We start from the raw sequence: 26,312 nt of genomic DNA, 5'->3' as shown, positions 1-26,312 counted from the left end.
CCTCCATACTGTGTTTGGGGGTTGTGGTACACTTTGCACTGGGGGGGGGGGCACATGGTATTTACTTTTCTCTGGTAAAAGTTGTGTAACGCGGGGGGGGGGGGGTGGGGGGGGCCTTCGCCGGCCCCCAGACCCCCGCTCCCCCGGCACCGACCGGCGCGGTCAGCGCTCCCGTGGCGCGGGTGCGTGCGCGCCGGACGGCACCGGGGCTGTGTGCCGCTGGCCTGGGCAAGTTCCTGTTTTCCGACCGGGAATGAGGCGCGGTCAGTCGCCGTCCGGGTCTGCCGCGGTGTTGCCGGTGTCGAGTCGGAGGTAGCTGTATCCGCTGTCATACGGCTCGGGGTCGGTGATGTTGAACTCCCGGGCGAGGACTTCGACCACCAGGGCGACGGTGGCCGCGTCGGCCGCGATCCGGATGTCGGCGATCCCAGGCAGGTGCTGGCGGGGGCGGCGCTCACGGCGGGCCATCAGTGGAAGCTCACTCGTGCGATGACGGCGAGCAGTTCCCCCGCGTCGCCCGCGCTCTGGAGTGCCTGGTGGTCGGCTTCCTTGACGGGGCCGACCACCAGGACGTGCTGGGCCCGGTCGAGCAGCGCCCACCAGTCCGCGGGCAGGCTCACGGTCTGCGCCGCCCGCCACAGCTCGATGTCGTCCTGGCCGTCGTCGTCGACGTGGACCAGCCCGCTCAGGGAGCGGTCGGCGATGGTGGCGCGCAGCCGCCAGGCCGGATCCACGTCCGGCATGCCGTGCAGTCCCCAGTGGTCCCAGTCGGTGCGGGCCTCCAGGTCCTCGATCCCGGCGCCCTCGCTCTCCGGGTACAGCGTGAGCATCGGCAGCGGCTGCCCGTCGGGGGTCGTCGTCTGCCCGACGAACACCCCGTAGTTCTCCGCGAGGTGGTAGGCGTCGACGTCGCCCAAGTCCAGGTCATCCAGGGTGAAGACGTCGATCCCGGCCGCCCGGAAGGTGTCCATCGGGTCGGCGGTCCCGCGCCGTGACGCGTCCTCGGCGACCTTCCAGACGGCCTCCGCCATGACGGGGCCGTCACCCATCGCCCAGTGGTCGAGAGCGTCGTCCAGGAGCGCGGCCGCGGCGGCCTTGTCCATCGCGTCGACGGCGGCGAACGCCTCGTCACCGGTCCCGGCCTGCATGGCCGTACGGGCCAGGGGGGCCCACTGCCGGGTCGTGTCGGAGGCGGCGAACCCCACGGCGGGGACCGTGCCGTAGACGGCTCCGGCGAGCGCGGCGAGCGTCGCCCGCTTCTCCTTCACGACCTTCGGGATCAGCGTCTGCTGGCACGGCTGGCACCCGGCCCGGCAGGCGGCGACCAGCCGGGCGGCCAGGTCGAGATCCAGGACCCTCCAGCTGCCGTGCGGCACGAGCGGCAGGGCGCTCAGGTCCGGGAGCGGGGTGTGCGTGTGAGTGGTGCCGGAGGCCGCAGAGCTGTACGCGGCTCCGGTGCGCTGCGCCTTCTTCTTGGCGCGCTGTTTCTTCCCGTGCTTCTTGACCACGAGTTCTCCTCGTCGACGTGCAGCGGTTACCCATGACCCGATGCACGCGAGCAAGAGCGTGGTGAGCTGCGCGGGCATACGGAAGGTCCGTCGGACGGACCGGTGTTGCTCTCTTCGCACTGATGCGCTGGGACCCCCTCGGGTCCTGGCACCTTCGCCTCAGATCGCTCCCAGTCATGGGCTGAGGCTGGCTTGGGCCTGTGCGTGGCCTTGCTCGAAAAACGATACCCACCCCCACTGACAAAGAACGGTGAATTCGGCCAAGGCGCGACCAAAGACGGTGTTCGGAAACGCCCGCATTCACCGAACTGGCCCCGGCGTATCCGGATCGAGGTTTTTGACCTTGGTCGGTAGGGTCCGGTGGGGAGAACGTGGCGTGTGCTTGCTGACGTGCCACGGGAGTACGGCACGGCGGAGGTAGCGCATGGGGGAACGGTTCGCGACACCGGAAGACGTGCAACGCCACTGGCGTCTTGAAGAAGGCGACCCCTACCGGATCGCGGAGACGAAGGACGAGGCGGCCAACCGCAAGGCCACCGTCTGGCGTCGCGAGGAACGCGCGAGCGAAGTCGACCTGGTCGGCGAGTACTTGGTCATCGCCCGGATGAGCTACGCCGACTCCGGACGGCACCGGTGGGGCGTCTTCCACGCGGGCACCGCACAGCCGGTGCTCATGCTGGAGTACGAGGACCGCAACCCCGAGGACAACGGGCCGCGGGCCCGCGCCCTGGCGGAGGCACTCGACCAGTGGCGGGACACGGCGACCGGGGAGCCGTTCGACTGGACCAGCGAGGGCCTGATCGACCGGCTCCGCTCGCCGTACGGGTACGGCATGCTCGATCAGGTCCGCGGCCGGGACCCGGAAGCCCGCTGGGCGGGCACGGCGCCGGCGGACGTGACCGCCTGGCCGACCGACGACGGGCAGGAGTACGCCTACGACAGCTCCCTGGACAAGGTCACCGTCTACGACCCTGACGGTCTGCTGATCGCCCGGGGAGAGCGCAAGCTCGACCCGAAGACGCGTAAGAGCGCGTTCCTCGGCGAGATGCGCGACGGGCGGCGCATCTCCGGGCAGCGCTCGGACGACTTCGTGCAGAACGCGGTGTGGCAGCACCGGATCGCCCAGCTGGAGCCCGGCGCCCGGGACGGGCTGTGGATCTACTACCTGGACCACCGGCCGATCGTGCACGGCACCGACAGGTCCGCCGACGACTGGCCCGACATGAAGGCCCTCCTGCGGTCGGCGGGGTTCACCTACAGCAGCTTCGCCAAGGCGTACGTCACGGCGGGCACCACCCGGGCCATCGCCCGGGCGCAGAGCGTCGACCGGCTGGCCCGGGCCCTGTACGCGCAGGGGCGCATGGTGGAGATCCGGGCGGACGAGGACCGGCTGCGCGGCGTCCTCGCGCCCGCTGCCCCCGCCCCGGCCCGCGCCGCCGTCCTGGTACCGATGGGCGCTGCGGAGGCCACGCCCGCGGCGGCCGCGCCGGAGGCTCCGGCGCCGGCGGCCGCGGCGGTACTGAGTCCGCAGGATCTGACGGACGGCCAGCTCGCCGCCGAACTGGAGCGGCTGGAGGAGGAACGCCGCGGCGCCGCGTACGGCAGTGCACGGCACAAGCGGCTCGACGAGCAGCTCGCGCCGCTGAAACAGGAGCAGGAACAGCGTCAGGTAGCACAGGTGGAGGACCGGCCTGACCCGGCCGGGATGGAGGACGGCGAGATCGCCGCCGAGCGGGAGGCCCTGGCGGCCGCCCTGGGGCGTCCTCTCTTCGGGTACGAGAACCGCACTCCCCTCGCGCTGGCCCGCCGGGAGCGGGACGAGCTGCTGCGCGTCGAGCAGGCCCGGCGTACGGCGGCGGAGCTGGAGGCCCGTCCGCCGGTCGTGCAGCTGACGGACGAGGACCTCCAGACGGAGGGCGCCCAGCTGGTCAAGGACCGTCACCAGCGGCCTGCGGAGGCCGCTGACGCCTTCGGGGGCCGGGTGGCAGCGGTGGGGGCGGAGATCGCCGACCGCAGGCTGCACGCCTGGGGGGAGCAGCCGCCGGCGGAAGGACTCGACGACGTCGAGCTGACGGAGGCCTTGGAGGCGCTGCGCGGGTTACGCCTGTCCGACACCGAGTTCGCGGGATCGATCCAGGCCAAGGACCGCGTGGAGAAGGTGTTCACGGCCCGCCGCCACGTTCTGCATGAGGAGGTCAAGCAGCGCGACGAGAAGGCGTTCAGGGCGCTGCTGGAGACGGACGGCCGGATTCGGCTGGAGACCTACAGCCACAACAACACCACCAAGATCCGGATCGACAACCGCCACTACGGTGAGATCACCGACTACTACTCGGGCTGGCGGGCGCGGCTGTGGCGCGGCCGGGACATCACCCGCGAGGAGGCGTGGCGCACCGATGCGCTGCGCTGGCTGATCGGGGAGTACGAGAAGGACCCGGAGACCCGTGACACCCGCGCGTGGGGCGCCTATGTGGCGGTCGAGCTGCCCCCGTCGTTCGTCGACCAGCTCACCACCCACTTCAGCAGCCTGACGGTGTCGGGCGAGGCGGAGAAGTACCTGATCACGCAGGTGGCCGACTCCTCGCGGTCGCAGTCGTGGGACGAGACCGGCAAGAAGATCATGGTGCACGCCCTCGTCGTGCCGGAGCGGACGCTGCCGGTGCTGGAACGCATGGGACGGCGCCTGGCCGACCGGCTCGACGAGGAACTGGACTCCGACGACAAGAAGACCCGGGACCGGGCCAAGAGGGCCCGCCCGAACGTGCTGCGCGCCCTGGACGACGTCGTGGCGCTGATGGGGACCCGCGGCCTGGAGCCGCTGGGGTCGGATAATGCGAGTGCCGAGTCACCGCAGGACGGAGAGGCAGACAGTGAGCGAGTACGCGACGACGGCCCGTCGGCACTGGGAGACGTACCGGCCGCGGGAGCTGTCGCAGATGGAGGACCCGGAGGCGTTCTTCCAGGGTCTGGCGACGGACGTGCAGGAACGGATCGCGGAGCTGACCGAGGAGAAGATGGGCGAAGCGATGCGGGAGACGGACCACCGGCGGCGGGCGGGCAAGCTGAAGGCGGCTCAGCAGATGGCCCGGGAGCAGGCGCTGAGGGAGATCGTGTTCCTGGAGCCGGAGGAGGACAGCCGGGACGCGGAGCTGCCCCGGTAGTCTTCCGGCCCGCCTCCCAGGAGGACCTGGCCCCGGCGGGCGAGCGGGCCAAGGCCGCCGCCAACCTGGAGGCGGTCCGCGTCCTCAAGCGGGTGCGCGGGGAGAAGCGGCCGGCCAGCGCCGACGAACAGGAGGTGTTGGCCCGCTGGTCGGGATGGGGCTCGGTCCCCGAGATCTTCTCCGCCCGCCCCCTGGCCGACGATCCGGTGTTCGGGCCGGGCGGCGAGCGGGAGGGCGGCTACGCGGCTGGCGCGGCCCGCTGGGAGTCCTTCGCGGACGTGCGTGACCCGCTGCGCGTGCTGCTCGACGATGACGAGTGGCGGGCGGCGGCCGCCTCGACGCTGAGCGCCCACTACACGCCGCCGGAGATCACCTCCGCCCTGTGGCAGGCGCTGGCCGACCTCGGGTTCGACGGCGGTGAGGTGCTGGAGCCCGGCAGCGGCGCGGGCGTCACCTTCGGCACCGCGCCGGAGTCGGCCCGGCTGACCGGCGTCGAGATCGACCCGACGTCCGCGGCCATCTCCCGGCTGCTGGCGCCCGGCGTGACGGTCCTGAACGAGTCGTTCGCCGACACCGTCGCCCCGGACGGTTCCTTCGACGGCGTGGTGGGCAATGTGCCCTTCGCGCGGGTCTCGCTGTACGACCCGCAGCACAACCGCGGCCGCCACCGCCTGCACAACCACTTCCTGATCAAGTCCGTGGCGCTGACCCGGCCGGGCGGCGTGGTCGCCCTGATCACCTCCCGGCACACCCTGGACGCCGAGAGCGCCGCGGCCCGCAACGAGCTGTACGAGATGGCCGACCTGCTGGGCGCCGTACGCCTGCCGAACAAGGCCTTCGCCCGCTCCGCCGGCACGGACGTGGTCACCGACATCCTCGTCCTGCGCCGCCGCATGGACGGCGAGGAACCCCTCGACCGGTCCTGGCTCACCTCCAGCAAGCGGGCCGTGGGCGAGCACCAGCTGCCGGTCAACGACTACTTCGCCGCCCACCCCGAGCATGTGCTGGGCGCCCTGACCAGCCGCATGGGCGCCCACGGGCCGGAGGTCGCCGTCGACGGCGAGCTGGTCGTCGGGGAGGCGCTGCGCACCGCCCTGCGGCAGGTCACCGACAGCGCGGTCCTCGCGCGGCGCTGGTACGCGCCGCACCCCGAGGGGCCCTACCGGCCGCCCCTGCGGTTGAAGCCCGCGGCCGACCTCCAGGACTTCACCGGCCGTCTGTCCGCCGACGTGGAGGGCAAGCTGTGGCAGACCTCCGGCGGCGGGGAGCTGGTGGCCGTCGAGCTGCCTGCCGACCAGCACGCGCAGCTCGCCGCGCTGGTCGAACTCAAGGACCTGGTGCGCGGGCTGAACGAGCTGGACCGGTCCGGCTCCGACCTCGCTCTGGCCGACGCCCACCGCCGCCTGACCAGGGAGACCTACGAACGGTACGTCGCCGCGCACGGGGCGCTGTCCCGGCCGCGGCAGCAGCAGAACGTCACGACGCAGACGGACGACGGCGAGAGCGTCACCGGGCTGACCGCCTGGGGCTACTTCCTCAACGACCCGCAGGCCTACGAGGTCCTGGCGCTGGAGATGTGGGAGGCGGACTCCGAGACGGTGCACGTCTCGGAGATCCTCGACCACGCCCCGGCCGCCCGCCGCAGCGTGCTGGGGCAGCACACCGACGACGCGCAGCAGGCGCTGGACGCGGTGGTCGCCGAGCGCGGGAACGTCGACCTCGCCCACATCGCCTGGATGCTCCAGGTCGACGAGGACGAGGCCCGCCGGCGGCTGGCCCGCTCGGTGTTCACCGACCCGCTCACCGGAGAACTCCTCTACAGCGCCGACTACCTCTCCGGGGACGTCCGCACCAAGCTGGAGATCGCCCGGCAGGCCGCGCTGCGCGATGCCGCTTTCCGGGTCAACGTCGCCGAACTGGAACGCGTCCAGCCGCGCGAGATGCTGCCCGGCCAGTTCGCCGTCCGCCTGGGCGCCGCCTGGCTCCCCGACGACCTGGTGCAGGAGTTCTTCCGGGAGTACCTGGGCGACGCGCACCTGACCGTCCAGCACTCAGGCAACGGCAACTGGCACATCCTCAAGGGCCGCGGCCTGAGAGAAGAGGACGAGGTCAAGCACAGCGCGGGCGGCCTGTCCCCGCTGGCCCTGCTCAGCCGGGTCCTCAACGGCGGCTCGATGACCGGGCGGCCCCACGATGACGAGGAAGCAGCCCGCGCGGTACGGGTCAAGGCGGAGGAGTGGCGCGACGCCTTCGAGGCGTGGGTGCTCGACGACTCCGTACGGGCCGCCCGGGCCGCGGACGTCTACAACCGGCAGATGAACAACCGGGTGGTCCGGGACTTCACCGGCTCCCGCCCCTCCCTGACCGGGCTCGATCCGGACTTCGATCCGTATGACCACCAGCTGGCGGCCGCGGCCCGGATGGCGCACGAACGCTGTCTCGTGCTCTCCCACGTGGTCGGCGCCGGCAAGACGGGGGCGCTGGCCATCGGCATGATGGCCATGAAGAACACCGGCCAGATCAACAAGCCGATGGTGGCGGTCCCGAACTACCTGGTCGAGCAGTGGGAGGGGGAGGTGCGCCGCCTCTTCCCGGCGGCCCGCGTCCTGACGCTGACCAGCGCCGACCTCGCCGACGGCAAGCGCGACCGGATGTTCCAGTACGTCCGCGCGAACAGCTTCGACCTGATCATCATGTCGCACTCGCTGTTCGACTCGATCCCGCTGAGCCCGGAGTTCTACGAGTTCTACAACGACGAGGAACTGCGCAAGCTGGACGCGCAGATCCTCCACGAGCGGCGGCGCGAAGGGAAGTCGATCAGCCTCAAGCAGCTCCAGGAGAGGCGCCAGCAGCACGAGGAGAGCCTCAAGGAGAAGGCGGCCGCCGTCCGCACGCCGGGACAGGTCTACATGGACGACCTCGGCCTGGACTTCTTCGCGATCGACGAGGCGCACGAGTACAAGAACCTCGCCGTCCGCTCCAAGATCCCCGGCGCCCGGGTCGCCGGGTCCGCCAAGGCACAGCACCTGCACGCGGTGCTGGAGTGGGCCCGCCGCAACAAGCCCACCGGCCCGATGGGCTGCCTGGCGACCGGCACCCCGCTGTCGAACGCCATCGGAGAGCTGCACACGCTGTTGCTGCTGGCCAACCCGGACCTGCTGCGGAACCTCGGCATCGAGGAGTTCGACGCCTTCGCCACCATGTACGGGAAGATGGTGGAGCGGCTGGAGATGACCGTCGACGGCAAGGGCTTCAAGTCCGTCGAACGGTTCGCGTCCTTCCACAGCGTCAACTCCCTGCTGCGGCAGCTGTGGCTGCCGGTGGTCGACTACAAGGATGAGGAAGACCTCGGGCTGCCGCTGCCGAGCATCAAGGGCGGCGAGCCGGAACTGATGCTCGTGCCGGCCACCGCCGAGCAGCAGGTGCTCATGGAGGAGCTGGGCGAGCGGTACGAGGCCTACCACCTGGGCGAGGTCGACAAGAGCGAGGACAACCCGCTCTCGATCAACACCGACGCGCGGGTCATCGCCCTCGACCCGCGGCTGATCGACGCGCAGGCGGAGCCCGGCAACAAGCTCCGGATGCTCGCCGACCGCATCGCGGCGAAGTACCACGAGACGAAGAACGACCAGTACACCTACAGCACCAAGGACCTCCGGCCCCACCCCGTCCCCGGGGCCCTCCAGATGGTCTTCCTCAACCAGGGCACCCCGGGCGGCAAGAACCGCGGCAACTTCAACGCCTACCAGGAGCTGAAAGACCTCCTGGTGGAGCGTGACGTGCCCGCCGAGAAGATCGACTTCATCCATGACGCGTCCCGCGCCGACCAGCGGCGCAAGCTGACCGCACGCGCCAACCACGGCGGCAGCAACGTCCTGATCGGCTCCACCCAGCGCATGGGCAAGGGCCTGAACGCGCAGAACCGCGCCGTCGCCCTGTACCACGTCGACCCGGACTTCCGGCCCGCCGACATGAAGCAGAAGGACGGCCGGGCCCTGCGGCAGGGCAACCAGAACAAGGTCGTCGAGATCGTCTGGGCGGCCACGGAGAACACCTTCGACTCGCGGATGTACGGCATCCTCGCCACGAAGGCCAAGGGCTTCGATCAGCTCTACAAGGCCCGGCTGGACGCCGGGTCGGACGAGATCCAGGAAGTCGACGAGGCGATCGTTCCGTTCGAGGAAGCGATGGCGATCATCTCCGGCAACCCGTACCTGATCGCCCAGGAGGACCTGCGCAAGAAGTTGCGCACCCTCACCCTGGACCAGAACAACCGGGCCACCCAGCGGGCCATCGTCTTCAAGAAGGTCCAGCAGCTCAACAAGGACATCAACGCCCTGACCCGGGACATCAACCAGCGTGGCACCGTCCTGCCGTCCCTCCGCCCGGTCCTGGGCGACGACTTCGAGATCACCTTGGGCGGCGTCACCTACACCAAGCACAAGGACGCCGCCGTGCCCCTCACCGGTGCGCTCGCCGGTGTCCTTGAGGCCTTGCCGGAGAAGCGTGTCTTCGGCCCGGACACCGTCCTCGGGCGGCTCGGGGGCCGCGACCTCGTCGCCGTGGCCTACCGCGAGGACAACCAGGACGTGCCCTTCGTCCGCGTTCACCTGGACCGCCTGCCGGGCTCTCTCCACCGCTTCGACGCGGTCGAGCTGAGCATCCTCAAGGGCGAGACACTGCTGCGGCGGCTGACCAAGACCATCACGGAGGCACCCGAGCGGCAGATTCAGGACGAGGGCAACCTGACGGCCAAGCGGGCCACCAGGGACGAGCTCCTGGTGTACTCCGAGCAGTTGCGCGGGCAGGTGCCCGGCCTGGGCCGGGCCCGTGAACGCCTGAGCCTGGTCGATGGCCTGGTCGCCGCACAGATCGCAGTGAACAAGGCGGGCGAGCCCACCAAGGACGAGTCGGCCGCCGCGACGGAAAAGCGCAAGCAGGCCATCGAGCGGCGCGACGGTCTCCAGCGGCAGTTGGACCAGTTCGACGCCACTCCCCCGGCGGAGGCTTCGACGGAGGCGGGCGAGGCGCTGCTCGACCTGGACGAGCTGCGGCCCCGGGACCCGGGCAAGCTCTCCCTTCAGCAGGTGGAGAGCGAGGCGGCGATCCTGCGCGCCCACATCGCCGTCCACGGTGATCCCGACGGCACGGCGGCCGCCCGCCTTGCCGAACTCCACATGTCCTTGGTCGCGGAGTCCCTGGACCAGTGGATGGACGGGCTCGTGAATCCGGCGGCGAACGAGGGTGGCGACAGCCAGCGGCCGGCGCCCGAACCTCCCGGTGAGAGCGACGAGCAGCCGACCGAGCACTCAGTGGAGCAGCCGGAGGCACCCGCGGAGACGGCGCCCGCGCCGCCGGTCGACGAGGTCTTGGAGGACGAGGAGGACGACGCCCCGGCGCCGGAGGGTGACGGGTACGGAACGGCCGACCTGTTCGAGACGTTCGGCCTCGCGCAGCCCGACCGCGTGCCCGTTCCCGAGCCGGAGCCCGAGACGGAGCCGGAGGAGCCCGCCGGCGTCCCGGACGGGCAGATGACCGTGGAGGAGGTGCAGCCCGAAGCCGCACCGGCGGGGCCGGGCAACGCCGCTTCACGGGGCGACGGTCGGGTCCGTCTCACCAGCGCGGACGGACGGCTGACGTTCACCCTGCTCGAAGTTCCCGCCGACGCAGGCCTGGCCCCGGAGGCGGTGGACGGGTATCAGCGGCGGCTCAGCGAGTTCACGGCGGTCGTCGAGACCAAGAACGAGCAGACGGCGCAGACCCAAGCCGAGCAGGCCGATCAGCTGACCCGGTGGCGCCGCACGTACGAGGGGGACACCGGACTGGAGCCGTTCCGGCCGCTGCCCTCCCTGCGGCTGACCCGACGGACGGACGTCCCCGGGCTGACCCCTGCGGAGTACGGCATCGGCTCGTGGGTGACCTGGCGGGACGGGCAGAGCGGCGAGCAGGTGACCGGTCAGGTGATGGGTCCGGGACCGGCCCGTGACACCTGGTTCGTCAGCACGGACCGGACCGGCCACACCGGCGAGTACCACGTGCTGTCCCGCAGCGGGAAGAAGGCCACCGGGTACACCTACTCCCTCAACGGTGCGGCCACAGAGCTTCGGCCCGCCGACGGGCCCGGGCAGCAGCTGCCGCTGGAGGACCTGCCGCAGGTGGACGCGGTGCCCGCCCGGCCGGTCACCTCGTACGCCGACTGGCTGCCGACGAACGGTCTGGCCCCGGTGCGCGAGCCGATCCCGGTGACGGTCGGGGAAATGGGTCCCCGCTTCGACGCGGGGGAAGTGGCCTTCGACGTCGTCGCGGACGGCATCCCCTTCGTGGTCAAGTCGGACCAGAACGACGAGACCCTGACCTCAACCTTCGTGCCACGCGTCGAGTCCGACGGCAAGGTCATCGTCGAGTTCGGGCCCCTGGACAGCCGGGGGGAGGCGGTGGACTTCTGCGCAGGGGTGGCCCGCGAGGCGCGGGAGATGGCCGGCAAGCCGCTGTACGCGCAGAACCGCAACTACGACTTCGCCCTGGCGGGCGAGGGGGTCTGTGGCCGGTGCAGTCTCCACCTCGACGACAACGACGTGACGCAGCTGTACCGGGTGGACGGCGGTGACGCCGACTGCATGTCCCACCTGTTCCTTCGCTTCCGGGCGAAAGAGGAGGACGTCGCCGCGCTCGCGCGGGCCCGCCGTATCTGGGCGGTCCGCGCGGCCCCCGGGGCCGGAACCGGCGACACGGTGGCGCCGGCCGACGCCGAGCAGCCCGTGGAGGCGCCCGCCGAGCCGGAGGCGGCGGCCGCCGTGGTGTCGCAGGACCCGCACCAGGTCGCCCGCGAGACGTTGCAGGGCGGCAACCGGATCACGGCCGTGGTGAGCGGCGGGAGCATCGAGTGGGATGGGGAGGCCTGGGGGGTGCCCGCACCGGAGACGGCCACCGTCACCGGCACCGTCTTTCCCGGGTTCCGCGACTACCACTCGAACACCGCGCTCCTGGACGCCCAGATCCTCGACCAGAACGGGACGGAGCTGGCCGCTCCCAACCGCGTCTTCATCCGGAACCTGCCCACGCGGGTGCAGGTGATTCCATCCGAGCACCGTGACGATCTGCGGCCGGAGACCCGGACGGTGGCACAGATCCGCCTGGGCGATCTCATCGCAGAGGGCGGCACGCGGGGTGAGGCGGTCACCGAACTACGGTTCGCGGACCCCAATCGCCGGGGCAGCGTCATGGTGTTCTCCACTCGCGACGTAGCCGCCGGAACCGGCAACGGCTTCGCCCTGAACCTCACGGACGAGGTCTTGGTCGTGCCCCGCGAGCGGCGGGCGCCGCAGGACATCGCCGCGGTGTTCGGGCGCCACGGCAGTCACGACCAGGTCGCGTCCGAGACCCGGCGGACCTACGACCTGCACGCCGCCGTCGTGGAGGTCACCTCGCGTGTCTGGCCGGACGGCGACACCGGCCCCCAGGACGAGATCCAAACGCTCAGTGAAGCGATCGGGGCGATCGACGCGGCCGCGAGGGGCGTGGACGCCTACCGGGTCAACGCCGCGGCGATGGAGGCCGCCGACGCTGCCGCGGCCGCGCTGTTCGCGGCCACCGACGACGACATGCTCACCGGCTACGTCGGGTTGCCGCTGCACCGGCTGCGTCAGCACCTGGACGTTCAGGCCCAGCGGCTGCACGCGGATGTCGCCTACCTGACCGAGCGGGCGGCCGCCGCGCCGGCGGCGAACCCGAGCACCGCCGACGAGCCCACCCCGCCCGCCCCCGAGGAACAGGGCGCGCAGGACCAGCCAGTCGAACGCATCCCGGAAGGGGAAGACGTGGCCTCCCAGGGCACGGGCGAGACGGAACAGCTCGGGTTGTTCGGCGATCCGGCAGAGGGCCCGGCGGAGCCGGAGACGGCCACGGGCAGCGGGGCCGTTCCTGCTGATGAACTGCTTGCCCAGTTGGTGATGACCGAGGACGGGCGAGGGGCGCAGCTTCAGGCGGCGCTCATCGAGGGCGAGATGATCGCCCCCGTGTCGTTCACCGACCGGCGCGAACCGGCGGCGGGCTGGATCTTGTCGACGGCGGGCGGGCACACGTTCCGGCTACGCCCGGTGACGTACTCCCGTTCGGATGAGGACCAGTGGGAGGCCGGTCACGACGCTGACGGCTCGTACTGGTGGGCCGCGAACGTGGACGACCGACCCCTTACCGCCGTGCTGGCGCGGATCCGTGAGGACTCGGCGACCCGTACCCGGTTCGCTTCCCTGTGGGCCCGGTACGGGCACCTGACGGCGCAGGCCCCCCAGTTCGAGACGACCACGGACCGCGTCCAGCTCGAAGAGGGCGTGTACCTGGTCCGCCGGTTCGGCCGCATCGGCCTTATCGCGTCGTGCCGGTGGGGCTGGGAGCACCTGACCGATCCGGACGGCGCGCAGGGCCGCACCGGTGAGGACTGGTCCCGGAGGGGCCCGGATAGCCGGCAGTACGTCGCCGAGTGGAAGATCTGGGGCTCAGCCCAGGACGCCATTCCGAACGCGCGGCTACGCGTCGTGGCCCAGCTCACGGACGACATGGCCGACACGCCGGACGCGTACTGCGACGCGTCGCAGCCGTACGTCGGCAAGTGCAGCGCAAAGCGCTCGGGTGCCCGGTACACGGTCGCCGTCGTCACTGACCAGGGCAGCGAGCTTGGCTGCTACACCGTGTGCGCGCGGTGCCTGTCTGACCGGCTCCTGAACGACGAGGACAGGCACATCGGTCACCGCGACGTTCAGAGCCTCGTTAGGGCCCTGGCCAAAGGTGATCCGAAGGTGTGCGACCTGCACTGGAAGCAGTGGCACGACCGAATCGCCGAGGTTGCCGGACAGATGCTGTCGGCCGCGCTGGATGCCGGAGGGACCGCCCCGTGGCCCGCCCAGGCTCTGACGGGTCAGATCATCGCCGAGGCGTGCGAAGCGGGCGACGACCGCGCCATGCGTGAAGCGCGAGCGGAGGTGAAGGCTGCGGGCGGGGACGCGAAGGCACAGAAGCGGGCGGCGGAGGAAGCGTTCGCAGCCCGCCAGGACCGGGCCGCGCTGGTCGTCCGGCATGGCGCGACCCACATGGAAGCGGCAAACGAGGTCACCCGCGAGGCCGTCGCAACCCTCGGACTCGCCGGCTCGGCGGTGGAGGGCAGCAACGCGGCGCCGGAGCCTGCTGAGGAGGCGCCCGTGGTCGTCGACGTCAATACGCTGACCATCAGCCCGCGGGTCCGCGACGGAGAACCGTCCCAGTATGAGTTCACCGTCACCGGCCCCGGTCTGACCGTCGGCAAGTACGAGATCTCCCACGACTCCCAGGGCAAGGACGCGCGGGGGATCATGTGGCGGGCGGCCTGGCACGGTGTAGAGCCGTCGGGCCGGTGGGACGTGATCAGCATCGGTTCCGGCAAGGGCGAGAGCGCGGCCCTGGCGGCCGTCGCTGAGCATGCGGCCAAGTCTGGCGGGGACTTGGCCGCCGGGTTCACCGTCGCCCGCCGCATGCACTATGACGCCGGACTGTGGCTACTGCCGGAAGTCGGGGAGTCGGAGGCGATCCAGTACCACCCTGACGGATCGTGGACGATCACCGCCGAGACAGGCGCCCTGTACACAGTCCGCCGGGAGTGGCGAGGCCACACCGCCTCCGGTGACCTGGCGCCGCTCCTGATCGAGGACCAGGCGGGGACCTTGATCGCATCCTGCACCGCCGTCAACAGCTACATGTCCGCATGGGCGCCGATGCTCGACCGACTCCGCCTCCACGCCACGGCGGTTGCTGACGAGGTGCCGCACGCAACGGCCGTCACCCTCGGCGGCCCGGGCCGGGAGTGGGTCGAGGCGTGGTGTGTGTGCAGCTGGACCGTGCGCGCCGACGTCGCCGAGTACGCCGACCGCACCCCCGCCGGTGAGGCACTGGCTCTGGCCCACCACCCGGAGACGTCGACTGCGGATGCGGCTCCGCAGCCCCTCGCAGCCGTGGTGACGCCGACGCTGGACGACGCCGCGCAGACCGAAACCGCTGAGGCACCGGCCGCCGCTGAACTGCCCGAGCTGGATGTGGTGCTCCTGGACGTGGACGTGCCGCCGCTCGACCCCGCCGAGCCGTACAGCACCGACGAGGAAGCGCGGGCGGACATCGACCGGCTGGGCGAGGCGTTCGCGGGGTGGGACGCGCTGCCCACGGTCCAGCGCTACTACGACGCCGACCGGCAGCATCGGCCCGACGGCAGCGGCGAGCCGACCAACCCCGTGGCCCAACTCGCGGCGGCATACCAGGACGCCGAACAGTCCCTGCGCGACGGCCCGGCAGGCTCGCCGGACGACCTGGTGCGTCAGGTCCACACGGTGGCGGTCTGGAGCGGTGCCCTGATGCCCGTGGTCGGCGAGGACCTGCGCGGTCCGCTGGGAGAGGCACGGGAGGCTGCCGCCCTCCTGGCCGCTCGTTCGCAGGCGACGGTGGGGGCCTTCGAGGCGGAGCTGGCCGCCCTCGCCGCGAACTCCGCAGGGCAGGGCGCCGCCAACCTGGAGAGCGCGGCCACCGAGACGGAGCCCGCCGAGCAGGTGCCCGTAGACGTCGACGACGAGCCGGAGGCCCCGGAGGACGACAGCACCGAGCCGGGCTCCGGCGAACCGGCCGCCCCCGGCCCTGCGGAGCCGTCTGCGGACGCGCAGACCACGGCGGACACCGAGACGGACAGCGTCACGGACGACGGTCCGGCGCCGGACCCCCAGGAAACGCAGGAGCCGCCGGCCGCCGTCGACGACGCCCCGGAGGACACCGTGGCGGACGTCGCCGCGGACGGCGATCCGGCGCCGGATCGCGCGCCGGACCCCCAAGAGCCCCAGGAACCCGCAGTCGCAGTCCCGGATGAGGGGATTCACGAGGCACGGCGCGAAGCGTCGTTCCTTGAGCAGGACCGCCCCCCGACGGCGGACGGCGACGAGCAGACGCCGGAGCCCGGCACGGCGGCCGCGCCGTCGGAGCCGGACCCGGCCCCGACCCCGGCGAGCGAGGACGCCCCCGGTGACGAGACGGCGCGAGACGCTTCGGAGGAACCGACCTTGACCACCCCGCCGATCCCGGAGACCACCGACGCACCGCCGCCGGACGAGCCGATCACCGAGGAGCCGCCCGCACCCCAGCGCTACTTCGAGACCGTCACGCTCGCCGGGGACCCCGGCTACCGGCTGCGCCTGTCCGGGCTGGACGGCCAGCCGATCGACTCCGGAGACGTGCTGCGGGGCGACCTCGTCATCGCCACCATCCATCCGGGCGACGAAGACGGGTGGCTCGCACGTTGGTTCGCGCGTCTGGCCGCCGACCCCGCGGACGTCACCTACCTGGCCGTTGAGCCGCAGGAAGCGGCCACCCACGCGGCCGTCATGCACTCCGCGTTCAGCGGCGCCCCGTTCGGTCCGCCGACGGCCGCGGCCGTCGGTGACGAGACGCAGCATCGAGTGGACGTCCTGCGCGCCAACCTGCGCGACGTCGCCGTGCAGCACCGTGAAGCGGTGGCCCTCGCCGCCGCCCGCGCCTACCCCGATCACGAGCAGAACACGCACTTCCGGGAGCTGGTAGGCGGCCTCGACAGCCTGGCGGCCGCAGTGTCCGAGGAGTACGGCTCGCGGCAGATGACGCAATACCTCGACGCCGTTCAAGGGGCCGTCAACAACTGGGGCGGCTCGCTGCCAGCCGACCCGGGTCATCCCGAGCGCCGCCAGCTCGCCTTCCCGCTGGCCAAACTCCTGTACGACTCCCGGCGCATGCAGGACCAGGTGCAGGCCACGCTCGCTGCGGTGCAGGCAGAACAGGAGACCGCCCGGGCCGAAGCGGCCGAAACGGCTGCGGCCGCCACGGCGACGACGACGCACGTCGTGCCACAGCAGGACGGCACAGAGTCCCGGAGTCACGGAGTTCCGGACTCACAGAGCACCGGCACGGCCCGGGAGGACGCACCAGCGGCCCCAGCAGGGACGACAGCAGACGCACCGGCCCCTGAGAACCCGGAAGGCACCACAACCTCCGAGGGTGACGGACCGGCTCCGGACATTGCCGTCGACGCCATCCGCCAGGCGCTGGAAGACGCCTTGCGGACCGATCAGTCGGAGCCTGCCGCGCCGGAGCCCGGCGACCTGCCGCTGTGGACTGGCCCGGAGGCCTCGCCCGCCAACACCCCGGCGACGGAGCCTCCGGCCGGACCGATGGACGTCCGTGCCGAGTTCCAGGCGGTGCTGGGCGCCTGGGACGAACACGTACCTTCGGCGAACGGCACGGCTCAGGACCTGGTCGCCGAACTCAACGCCAGCCTCGACACGTTGCAGCGGGCGTTCGCTGAGGCGGTCACCCCGGCCGCGCCGGCGGAACCGTCCACCGTCACGGCCCCGGCGGACACCACCACGGAGGGGGCGGCGGCCGCACCCGTCGCGCAGCAGGCCGACGCCGTCAACTCCGCTCTCCAGCAGGCCGATACGCACGCCGCCGCGCTCCAGGACTCCCTGGAGTGGCAGAAGATCCAGACGGTGCGCGGCGCGGTCGGCCATCTGGTCCGCGTCATGCGGGAGCGGGCCGGGGAACACTTCGAGCGCCTGATGGGGGACAACCGCGTCGGCGAGTTCTTCCGCAAGGTCTCGATCAACGTCTGCGACAGGGTCGCCGGGTGGGCGCAGGCGGCGGCCGACCGGCTCCGGCGGCGGGGCGAGGGGAAGACATCCGACGCTCCGGCCGCCGATGCGCTGCGGGACGTCGCCGATGCCGCCTCCGCCTACAGCTCCCCCGGTGGGGGCCGCAGCGGGCCGCCGCCGACGTCGCGGGACACCGCGTCCACCACGGTGGACATCCCGGCGATGCGCCAGATCGGTGAGGCGCTGGCCCGCCCTCTCCCCGGCGCCAAGGACGGGCGGGGCACGCGCGTCTCCACGGCGGCCGCGCGGGGCAAGTCGACCACCCGGGGCGCAGCGAAGAAGTCGGGCGGCTCCACGAAGAAGAAGTCGGGCGGCTCCACGGAGCAGGCGTGGCACCTGCGCCGCGCGGCCGCCGATCCGCAGCAGCAGAACCCCAAGCCGACGCAGCGGTAGGGCACGAACGAGGGCCCGGCCCGCCGAGTCGGCGGGCCGGGCCCTCGTGCTGCCGGTCAGCGCCTACGCTGACAGGCCGTCCCAGCGATCATCCCCGAGCTGCTGGGCTGCTTCGACGCGTTCGGCGTACACCCGGTACGCCTTCCGCCCCGCCGGGGACGCCCCGTCGGCGGCGAGTACGGCGCACGCCTCTAGGGCCGCCCGGTGCACACCGAGCGGTGCGGCCACCCGGAGCGAGTAGCCCTGGCCCCGGCGGATCGTCTGCCCGGCGGCGAGCGCCTGGCGGACCGCGTCGTCGGCGACGTCGAGCAGGCGCTCGGCAACCAGGCCGGGCACGTCGACTACCGCGACCGGGTCGGCGGCCACCGTCTGGACGTCGCCGTCAAGCAGCTCCGACAGGTCGTCGGGCACGTCGCGGGCCCCGGCGGCGTCGAGAACCCGGCGGACGGTCTTGGGCGCGATCCCGTACTGCCGGGCGAGGGCCTTCACAGCGACCCCCTCGCGGTGCGCCTCCACCAGCTCGGTCGCCTCGCCCTCGTCGAGCGCGGCCGGACGCCCGAGCGTCTTGCCGGAGGCTTCGGCTGCGGCAACGCCCTCCTTGGTGTTCTCCGAGATCATGTCGCGCTGGAACTCCAGCACGGCCGCGAGCACGGAGACCATCATCTTGGTGCCCGGGTCGTCCGAGGCGAGGTCGATCCCGGACAGCAGCCCCGACTCCACCCGCAGGTGCAGGCCGCGCCGGATGAGCACCGGCCGGAGGGCGATGATGTCCGCCACCGACCGGAACAGCCTCGCGGCGTCCGCGATGCGGATCGTGTCGCCGACGGCCGCCTCGTCGAGCAGCTGCTTGAAGCCGGTGCGGTACAGCGACAGGACGCGGCTGGACGTCGCCGGGTCCTCGTAGGCCGGGGCGCCGGCGGCGAGCAGCGCCGCCAGGGCGTGCCGCTGCCGGGCGTCGGTCTGCGAGTCCGTCGAGTGCCGCAGGTACAGGCGGTCCATCACTCGGGCACCTCCACGTCGGCGGCCAGGGCACGGACGGCGGCATACTCGTCGGCGTCCATCCCGATGGGCTTCCTGCCCTCGGCCTCGTACCCGAGCCACAGCTGGCGCTGGCCGTCGGCATACCTGCGCAGCAGGTCGCGAGCCTCGTCGTCGGTGATGTCCAGGGCGGCGGCGACTTGGTCCCAGGTGGCCCCCAGCTCGACGGCTTCGCGCACCCGGCTGGCGTGCTGGCGCTCGATGTCCCGGCGCATGGACGCACCCAGGGCGAGGGCCGCGAGCGAGTCGTCGACGTCGCCGCGGTCGACCTCGTACGGGAAATCCGCCGGGAGGCGCCGGTTCATCAGCCGGTCGTTGTGCTCGGTGAACTTTTCCATCTGCCACATCAGCGGGACGGGGCCGCCGGCCTCGCTGCGGACGTCGTCGGGGCGCCGCACGGTCAGGCCGGTCCATCGCTCGTGCTCGGGTGTGCTCACAGGGTTCTCCTTCTGAGGTCAGTGCAGGTGTGCGGTGATGATGGCGGCGACGTCGTCGCCAGTGAGGGTGAAGTCGGGGGCCGTCAGGAGCGCGGCGGCCACGGCACGGATGGCTGGCCACTGCTCGGAGACCAGGCCGCGGGCCTCCTCGCTCACCTCCGACCAGGTCGCCCCCCGGTCGGGGTCGGCGGGCGCCGGGCCATCCACGGTGATGGTGAAGCCGAGTGCGGCGGCGGCGCTGATCGCGGTGTCCCGGTCGTGGACGGCGCAGGCGGTGCGGGCGGTGGCCTCGGTCAGCAGCCCGGCGGCCTGGAGGTGGTGCAGCTCGCCGTGCTCCCCGGCGGCGGCGATCAGGGCCAGGCCGTACGCGGAGACGGGCGCGTCCTCGTAGGAGGTGGCCCCGGTCCACCCGGTGCCGGCCTCCCGCACGACCCGCATCACGCGGATACGGGTGCACGGGACGTCGAGCACGGCGGCGACGACCGCGTGAGCGGCCTCGTGATGGGCCAGGCCCGCTCGCACCTGGTCCGGGCGCAGCGGGCTGTCCACGAGAGCGGGGTCGGTGCGGTGGTCGTCCAGGTGAGGCACGCGGGCTCCTAGAGCGGGGTGACGTCGGCGTCCGTTCACCACCCTAGGGGGGCGAAAAGGGGAGGCGCAAGTATGGAATGGATTCCATTGGATATCCGCCCCGGAATGTCCGGTTTTTCACCCCTGCGGGCGACTCGGCGCATTGGATCGGCCAGAGGGGGCTTAAACGACCGTTTACGCCCCCATTAGCGCATTGGATCAGGGGCGACCCTCTCGTTCATGGAATACGACCAAGCACACTTCTCCGCCCGCTAGCGTCGACGTCATGGTGAAGGTAGACGGAAGTGAAGATCAGGCCGCCCAGGAATCCGGCCTGACCGAGTTGTGGAACCGGGTCGTCCCGGGGATCCCGAATGACGCAGTCCGCGCGGTTGCCCAGCGCGCCACACCCCTAGCGATCGTGTGCGACACGGTCCTGGTCGCAATCCCAGCCCAGGACCGGCCCACCCTCGATGCGGAGGTGGGAACGGTCGAAAACCTCCTGACGACCGAGCTGGGGCGGCCCGTACGACTGGCGGTCATGGCCGATCCGGACGAATGAAGTTCCGGGCGGGCCCTTCGGGGTCCGCGCCGGTTCGCGGGCGACCGCAGGTACCCCTAACCGACCACCTATGACGCCACGAGACGGGTTCGGGGAGGACCGATTCCGCCTCCCCCAACAGAATGGATCGCGGGCGACCGGGTGTACGGGCCCCCTAACCCGCGGTCCCGGCCGCCGTTGAACGGCCCAGGAGACGAGCGAGTGGAGACAGGATGGATGCCATGGACCTGGGGATCACACCGACGAAGGGACCGAGCTGTGAAGGCGTGCGCGACCTGATCGTGAACCTCCTGGCGTCGCACTCCCTCGTCAGCCATGTCGCCGCACTGCAAGCGCCTGCGGGCGAGATCGGGTTTCAGTTGGAGATCGGTGGACTCGACTTCGAGGTCTGGGTCGATCCCGCATAGGGGACCGATTCCGCCCCCCTGGCCTTATTGGATGCGGGCACCTCCGGGGCGAGTTGTCAGGTTAGCCTGACGAAAGGTGGAGTGTCAGGCTAACCTGACACTCCACCTTTGCCGATGCAGGAGGAAGCGCCATGTGGGACCACGACCTTGACGGACGCCGCGAGCACGAGGGCCTGGCCCGCGCCCTGGACGACACCGGGGCACCGGACGGACGGATCTGGAACGGGCACCGGTGGCAGGAGTGGGACGCCTGGACCGAGACCGGCTCGGTCACCCACCCGCTGCGTGCCGGCGGCCCGGCCGCGCTGCGTGCCGAGTGCCAGTGTGTCTGGCACGGACCAACCCGCCCGCTCGACTCGGACCCGTCGGTCACCGCCGCCACGGTGGAGGAGGACTGGGAGCAGCACATCGCTGCCGCCACCGTCGCCGTGCCGCCGCGCGACGTGGAAGAGGAGATCAGCGACCTGCTTCTCCGGCTCTTCGCTCTCGCCGAGGACCGCCCGCTCGCCGCCCTCGGCGCGCTGCGCGACCTGGAAGGGAAAATCGAGCCGCAGCGGGTGGTCGCGGTGGGCCGGGCCCGACGCCAGGGCGATTCCTGGCAGAAGGTCGCCGACGCGCTCGGTGTCGCTCGTCAGTCCGCCTGGGAGAAGTACCAGTTCGCCGGAACCGGAACGGACGTCACCGCGGCCTACGCAAAGGCTGAACCGCCCACCCCCTGACGCCCACGCCCCTCGAAGGCGGCCCCGCCCACACCGGCGAGGCCGCCTTCGACCGTTTCCGCCTCCCTCGGTCCACTGGATCGCATATGAGGTGATGCGACTGTTCCACCGTGACCTGGGGCAGGGCTCACCAGTCGCCGGATGGCCCGGCGCGGGGAGGGAGAACCCTGATGAGCCAAGATCTGAACGCCGAGCTGTCCCGCATCTACGAGCGCTGCATCGAGCAGGTACGCACGATCGCCGCGCTCGACCCGACCAAGCCCGTCGAGGCATGGGACCAGTACACCTGCACGTCCGCCAACGAGTTCGCGTCGGACGTCGAGATGGCGTGGATCGGGGCTCACCCCGAGCACGAGGTGCGTGACACGTACTGGGCAATCATGGGCGGCGTTCCCATCGAGCGTGAAAGCGTGCTGGGGGACTCGCCTACGCGATACATCACGTACGGGCTGACGTCCTTCGGCCGTGTCCTTGAGTGCATCGAGGCTATGCGCGTCGGCCGGTTCGACCCGCACGTGCCAGGTGGCATCGTCCGAAACGACGAGAACACCGGGACGGCACCGAGGTGACAGTCGTGCTCACGTGCGAGTAGGACCGTTTTCGCCCCCGTCGTCGATTGGACGGCGGGGCATGGGGCTAAGGGTCTGGCTGGGCAGGTAGATCATCACGCCGCCTACGGTCGCCACGCACCGCGTCCCATCCGGCAGGTTCCTGGCCAACTGGATGCTCGCGTCTCGGCCGGTCAGAACGATCCGGCTCAGGTGGTCGTGGCCATACAGGATGTCGCCCTCGCTCACGGAACCGCCGGTCGTACAGATCACGGGATCAGCCACGAACAGGCCGCCGCCTTCGGCGCCGACACGCAGTTCAGCGGCGTTGACCTCCGCTTCCGTGAACTCTTCCGGTGTCTGGCAATCCGGACATAGGACCAGGGTCAACTCGCCTTTGATCCACTTGCCGTTCCAGCTCTCGGCGGCCTTGGATCCCAGATCGCGCGGGGCCTTCAGCTTGCAGCGCCCGCACCTCAGCCGCCCTTGCTCTCGCTTCTTCTTCCCCATGGCATGACCAACGCAGCACATGCGGGCGGGATGCGGCCACGCGGCTCTCGGCCTGGAACAGATCTCTGGGTGCCTCCCAAACTCATGGACATTGATCACGGGCTCGGCATACGAAGTGGCTCCCTGTCCGTTCCCAGCGATCCCAGTCGCTATCTCAACGAACTCAGTCGGGTTACCGAAGGTTTGCCCACGGTGGGTGGCATGGGACAGCTTGGCCATGGATTCCCCTAAGCAGCGCGAACTGCTGCCCCCAGCCGCCCTGGACGATCTGACCGACTTGATGGGCGGCGATGTTGATGAGCTGGCGGAGATGCTGGGCTCGGTCGGACTCCACGAGGAAGCCGAGCAGCTCGCGAGAGACGACGACGAAGACGACGACGACTGGTGACCGGGGGGATCTACGCTGAGACAGCGGCTGGGTTCGCTGAGAAGAGACGCTCCCGATTATCTGGGGTGCTCAGAAGGTGTAAGGCACGTAAGGCAACGGCCCCTGATTGATACGTGCCTTACAGATATCTGGGGGTTCGTCAGGCAAGTTCGTCACGTGGGTTGTCAGGGTCCTGCTGCTGGAAGTGGGCTGCGAGGGCTTCCTGGACGCCGAGGAGCATGCTCCGGTCGTGCTGCTCAGCGCGGGCCAGGACGTTCCACTGATGTACGTCGCGCACTTGGTGCTCGATCGCGGCGTCCAGGCGGTTCCTCAGGGTTCCAGGGGTCAGGGCCTCGACCTCGACCGCCTCATGCGGGTCCAGCCCCTCGCGCAGGCACTCCTCCCGGAAGCGCTTGAAGTTGCTGTCCGCGGTGTTGGCCTCGTGCGAGACCAGGCGCCCGCGTCGCACGTCGTCGGCCGTCACTGCGATCTGCTGGAAGTCCAGGTTGATCCCGTTGTTCCCGTACCGCTCGATCCGCTCCACGACGGAGCGAGGTACCGAGCGTCCACTCGGGTCCCAGTCGCCGGCGTACAGGACGGTCAGCGGCTTCCCGTGCGCCTGGTTCTGCCGGACGGCCTCGTAGACGAACGTCTTCGACGACTGTCCCCGGCACGAGTACAAGCCGACGCCCCACTTCGTGGTCACCGGATGCAGCACGCCCGAGATCGAGTCCGATTCGCACCAGACCTCGACACGGCGGGACTGGGAAGCCCAGAGGTTGCGCCGGTAGGTCTCGGCGGTGCGCTCCAGGGCCTCCAGCATCGAGTCGTACTGCATGTCCTGCCGGACCAACCGGGTCCCGTCGGTGATCCACTCCCACGGCAGCTGGCCGTGCTCGCGCATGTGCCCAAGCTCGCGGACCGGCACCGAGTAGTTTCGACGCGACTTCCCGGTGTCCTTCTCCCACAGCCGACCCAGCCCGAGGTAGTAGACGTGCCGCACCGTGCAGGGCTGCGCGTCGCGGACGAGCGCGTACAGCTCGGTACGCAGGGCCTCCATCTGTGCCTTCGTCCGCCGTGGACGTTTTACGGGGCTAGCGCTGTAAGTCACGAATCCAGTCAACACGTCCCGGACCAACCGAGTGACGTACCTTACGTGGCTTACTGCTCCCCGGGGCGCTGACCAGCGAAAACGGCCTGGCCCCCCAGATAAGGTCGCAGTCGTCGACAAACGACTCTCGTTCTCGCCACACAGCCACGCCCCGAACCGCAGGGGCGTGGCTTCTTCCTTTGCGACGGCGGCCAGGAGCTACATGTGCGACGGGTGCGAGGCGTGCGACCGATGCCCTCGGGGCGAGTGGCGACCTGCGGAGACGGGCGTGTCGGTGTGCGAGCCGATGAGGCGTGATGGGGGCACGCCCTCTCGGCCGGCTGCTAGTCGCCGAGGCCCCTAGCCCAGAACTCGCTCGGACCGTGGACAGCGAAGTGGGCCGCCTTGGCGATGGCACGGTCGATTTCGGTGTCGTCGCCGTTGGCGATCGCAGTCCAGAGGCGGCCGAAACCCGTGCCGCTGCGGCGGTAGACGACGACCTCCACGGCGTCGTCGTCGGGCAGCGGCCAGGCTGGGAGCGTGGCGAGGCCGAGGCTGGTGAGGTAGTCGAGCGGGGGCATCCCCAGCCGCTCTCCCAGCGCGCCGCGGATCTCGCCTGCGGTGGACACGACGGCCAGGTTGCCCACACCGTTCATCAGGTTGATGGCTGCGGGGGCGTCCCGGTCAGGGTGGTACTGCTGGCGGGCAGACCACGTGTCGCTCGTCCGGTGGGCGAGCGTGGCCCCAAGGGCGACGAGCTGTTCGGCGTCTTCGTGGGTGGCGCGGCCGGCCGCGACGGCGCGGGCGAGGTGAGCGGCCTCTTGTACGAGATCGGTTCCGGTGTCGTGGAACACGATTCCTCCTGACGGGTCGTGGTGGCAGTCGGGGCGGACACCCGCCCTGCCTATACCTCCTGCTACCGCCGATAAATCGTCACAAATCACTCTCGTTGTAGGCAGGTTGACCTGTACTCGCGCTTATTCGGCTTTTTTCCGCTTCGGCCACGCGGGGCGCTGTCGTGGTGTCGCATGTCTCGTACGTCTCTTCGCACGCGTAGAGGTCTCTCAAAACTCTCGGAACCCTGACCCGGATGGGGAGCACGGTCAGGAGCAGGACGGCGTCCTTCGCCCCGAACTCGGCCGCCCCCGGCCAGAGCCTGCCTCCAGATCGCGCACGAGGACCTCACCGATGGGGGGTCTTGTGGCCGCGTCCCGGCCCGTGGCCGGGACGGGATTCCCACCAGAGGATGCAGCGGCGGGGGTCGAGCCAGTGCCCGCCACTGAGCATCGCCAGCGTCTTCGGATGAGGCAGAGTGCCCGGCGTAAGGCGGTTGCGGGTCGCCCGACTGATGGCCTGGGCGAACGCCTGCGGGGTGGTGCCGCACAGAGCGGCGGCCTCCGCACGGGTGACCAGGGGCGGATGTCCGGCCTGCTCCGCACGCCACATTTCCAGCACCTCCAGCGCGAGCGTCTCGGTGGCGTGGTAACTGTGCCGGATGACCAGTGGCATGCCGTGTCCGGCCTGTGTGTTGGTGCGGAACGGGTCGGCGTCCCGGTAGCCGGTCTCCGAGCGGGCTTCGAACAGCTCGGCCGTGGTGCCGTCGGCGCGGGTGATGCGGTGCCGAATGGTGCTGAGGGTGCGCCAGGCGGAGACGTCCGCGGCAAGGGCCCGGTCCACCCGCGCGACCTGCGTGCCGGGCTGCTCGGTCCAGTCGCGGGCGTCCAGCCAGGTCATCCACCAGTCGTCGGGATCCAGATCGGCGAGGTTCTCCGCTCGCAGGATCCGGACGAGGAGCGGCCCGACGGCGGCGAGGCGGCGAGGCCGCCGGCCGGAGGACTCCCAGTCCTGGTTCATGCGCAGGCTGTGCGGGGCGTGGGTGGACACCCCTACGAGCAGTCCATCCGACCACGCGGACACGTCCGTCCCGCCCACGTCGAACCGACTGTCGGTGTGGAGGAGCTGCGGACCCGTGGCGGATTCGATCGCCTGCCCCCGGGCGGGGTCGACATCAGGCGCGTAAGCGGCGACGTCGTCCGCGCTCAGGTAGAGCAGGTCTCCCCACGGTTCGGGCCGGCGGATGCGGATGCGGGTGGCGTCGGCCGGGATGTCGCGGAACGGCGTGGTCACGAATGCCTCCTTCAGAAAAAGGTGTCACAAGGATTATGACATCTTTTCTGGGGGTGCCAGAAGCGGTAGCCAGCGCAAGGGCCCGGCGGGTCGGTTCGGTGGTGGTGGCGGGCTGGTCTCGCTCCGTGCGGGTCTGGTCCACGAAGCCGACGCTGTAGTCCAACCCCCGAGCCGTGAAGGGCGGGCATCCCC

General features: G+C 70.9%; 15 protein-coding genes. 6 read left to right on the top strand and 9 right to left on the bottom strand.

The window, feature by feature from the left end; all coding sequences use genetic code 11:
* Nucleotides 1-264 precede the first annotated feature (264 nt).
* Complete coding sequence (locus ACFRKB_RS32220; RefSeq protein WP_383110157.1) at nt 265-468, bottom strand: hypothetical protein; 204 nt, start codon at nt 466-468, stop codon at nt 265-267.
* Complete coding sequence (locus tag ACFRKB_RS32215; RefSeq protein WP_383110156.1) at nt 468-1,508, bottom strand: hypothetical protein; 1,041 nt, start codon at nt 1,506-1,508, stop codon at nt 468-470. Before ACFRKB_RS32215 ends, ACFRKB_RS32220 begins: the two co-directional genes overlap by 1 nt.
* A gap of 424 nt (nt 1,509-1,932) precedes the next feature.
* Between ACFRKB_RS32215 and ACFRKB_RS32210 the strand changes: the two genes are divergently transcribed.
* Nucleotides 1,933-17,748 (top strand): hypothetical protein, encoded by a 15,816-nt coding sequence (locus ACFRKB_RS32210; RefSeq protein ID WP_383110155.1) that lies wholly within the window; start codon nt 1,933-1,935, stop codon nt 17,746-17,748.
* Nucleotides 17,749-17,811: 63 nt separating this feature from the next.
* Here the strand turns inward: ACFRKB_RS32210 and ACFRKB_RS32205 are convergent, their stop codons facing one another.
* From ACFRKB_RS32205 to ACFRKB_RS32195, 3 genes are read right to left on the bottom strand one after another with little or no spacing between them, the layout of a single operon-like run.
* A complete protein-coding gene (locus ACFRKB_RS32205) occupies nt 17,812-18,747 on the bottom strand; it encodes a recombinase family protein (RefSeq protein WP_383110154.1) in 936 nt (311 codons plus the stop codon).
* A complete protein-coding gene (locus tag ACFRKB_RS32200) occupies nt 18,747-19,223 on the bottom strand; it encodes a hypothetical protein (RefSeq protein ID WP_383110153.1) in 477 nt (158 codons plus the stop codon). The genes ACFRKB_RS32205 and ACFRKB_RS32200 overlap by 1 nt, the downstream gene beginning before the upstream one ends.
* A gap of 18 nt (nt 19,224-19,241) precedes the next feature.
* Entirely contained in the window at nt 19,242-19,811 is a 570-nt protein-coding gene (locus ACFRKB_RS32195; protein ID WP_383110152.1) for a hypothetical protein, read from the bottom strand.
* 265 nt (nt 19,812-20,076) lie between these two features.
* On the opposite strand from ACFRKB_RS32195, the gene ACFRKB_RS32190 reads away from it, so the two are divergent.
* The 4 genes from ACFRKB_RS32190 to ACFRKB_RS32175 all read left to right on the top strand — a co-directional run bounded on the left by ACFRKB_RS32190 (nt 20,077) and on the right by ACFRKB_RS32175 (nt 22,047).
* Nucleotides 20,077-20,352: a hypothetical protein gene (locus ACFRKB_RS32190; protein ID WP_383110151.1), complete on the top strand. Its 276-nt coding sequence runs from the start codon at nt 20,077-20,079 to the stop codon at nt 20,350-20,352.
* 212 nt (nt 20,353-20,564) lie between these two features.
* Nucleotides 20,565-20,759: a hypothetical protein gene (locus tag ACFRKB_RS32185; RefSeq protein ID WP_383110150.1), complete on the top strand. Its 195-nt coding sequence runs from the start codon at nt 20,565-20,567 to the stop codon at nt 20,757-20,759.
* A gap of 131 nt (nt 20,760-20,890) precedes the next feature.
* Nucleotides 20,891-21,478, top strand: coding sequence for a hypothetical protein (locus tag ACFRKB_RS32180; RefSeq protein ID WP_383110149.1), 588 nt, complete (start codon nt 20,891-20,893; stop codon nt 21,476-21,478).
* A gap of 170 nt (nt 21,479-21,648) precedes the next feature.
* A complete protein-coding gene (locus tag ACFRKB_RS32175; RefSeq protein ID WP_383110148.1) occupies nt 21,649-22,047 on the top strand; it encodes a hypothetical protein in 399 nt (132 codons plus the stop codon).
* A 9-nt stretch (nt 22,048-22,056) separates the two neighbouring features.
* On the opposite strand, the gene ACFRKB_RS32170 is transcribed toward ACFRKB_RS32175, so the two are convergent.
* Nucleotides 22,057-22,536 (bottom strand): hypothetical protein, encoded by a 480-nt coding sequence (locus tag ACFRKB_RS32170; RefSeq protein WP_383110147.1) that lies wholly within the window; start codon nt 22,534-22,536, stop codon nt 22,057-22,059.
* Nucleotides 22,537-22,753: 217 nt separating this feature from the next.
* Between ACFRKB_RS32170 and ACFRKB_RS32165 the strand changes: the two genes are divergently transcribed.
* Nucleotides 22,754-22,924 carry a hypothetical protein gene (locus tag ACFRKB_RS32165; RefSeq protein WP_383110146.1) on the top strand — a complete coding sequence of 57 codons (171 nt, stop codon included), beginning with the start codon at nt 22,754-22,756 and terminating at the stop codon, nt 22,922-22,924.
* 139 nt (nt 22,925-23,063) lie between these two features.
* On the opposite strand, the gene ACFRKB_RS32160 is transcribed toward ACFRKB_RS32165, so the two are convergent.
* From ACFRKB_RS32160 to ACFRKB_RS32150, 3 genes are all read right to left on the bottom strand, one after another.
* A complete protein-coding gene (locus ACFRKB_RS32160; protein ID WP_383110145.1) occupies nt 23,064-23,963 on the bottom strand; it encodes a hypothetical protein in 900 nt (299 codons plus the stop codon).
* Nucleotides 23,964-24,337: 374 nt separating this feature from the next.
* Complete coding sequence (locus tag ACFRKB_RS32155; protein ID WP_383110144.1) at nt 24,338-24,847, bottom strand: hypothetical protein; 510 nt, start codon at nt 24,845-24,847, stop codon at nt 24,338-24,340.
* A gap of 328 nt (nt 24,848-25,175) precedes the next feature.
* On the bottom strand, nt 25,176-26,120 hold the full coding sequence (locus tag ACFRKB_RS32150) for a hypothetical protein (RefSeq protein WP_383110143.1): 945 nt from the start codon (nt 26,118-26,120) through the stop codon (nt 25,176-25,178).
* Nucleotides 26,121-26,312: the final 192 nt, after the last annotated feature.

This window comes from Streptomyces scopuliridis (assembly GCF_042790125.1).
Classification (GTDB): Bacteria; Actinomycetota; Actinomycetes; order Streptomycetales; family Streptomycetaceae; genus Streptomyces; species Streptomyces scopuliridis_A.
The sequence above is the reverse complement of the archived record's forward strand: the minus strand, read 5'-3'. Positions and strand labels throughout refer to the sequence as shown.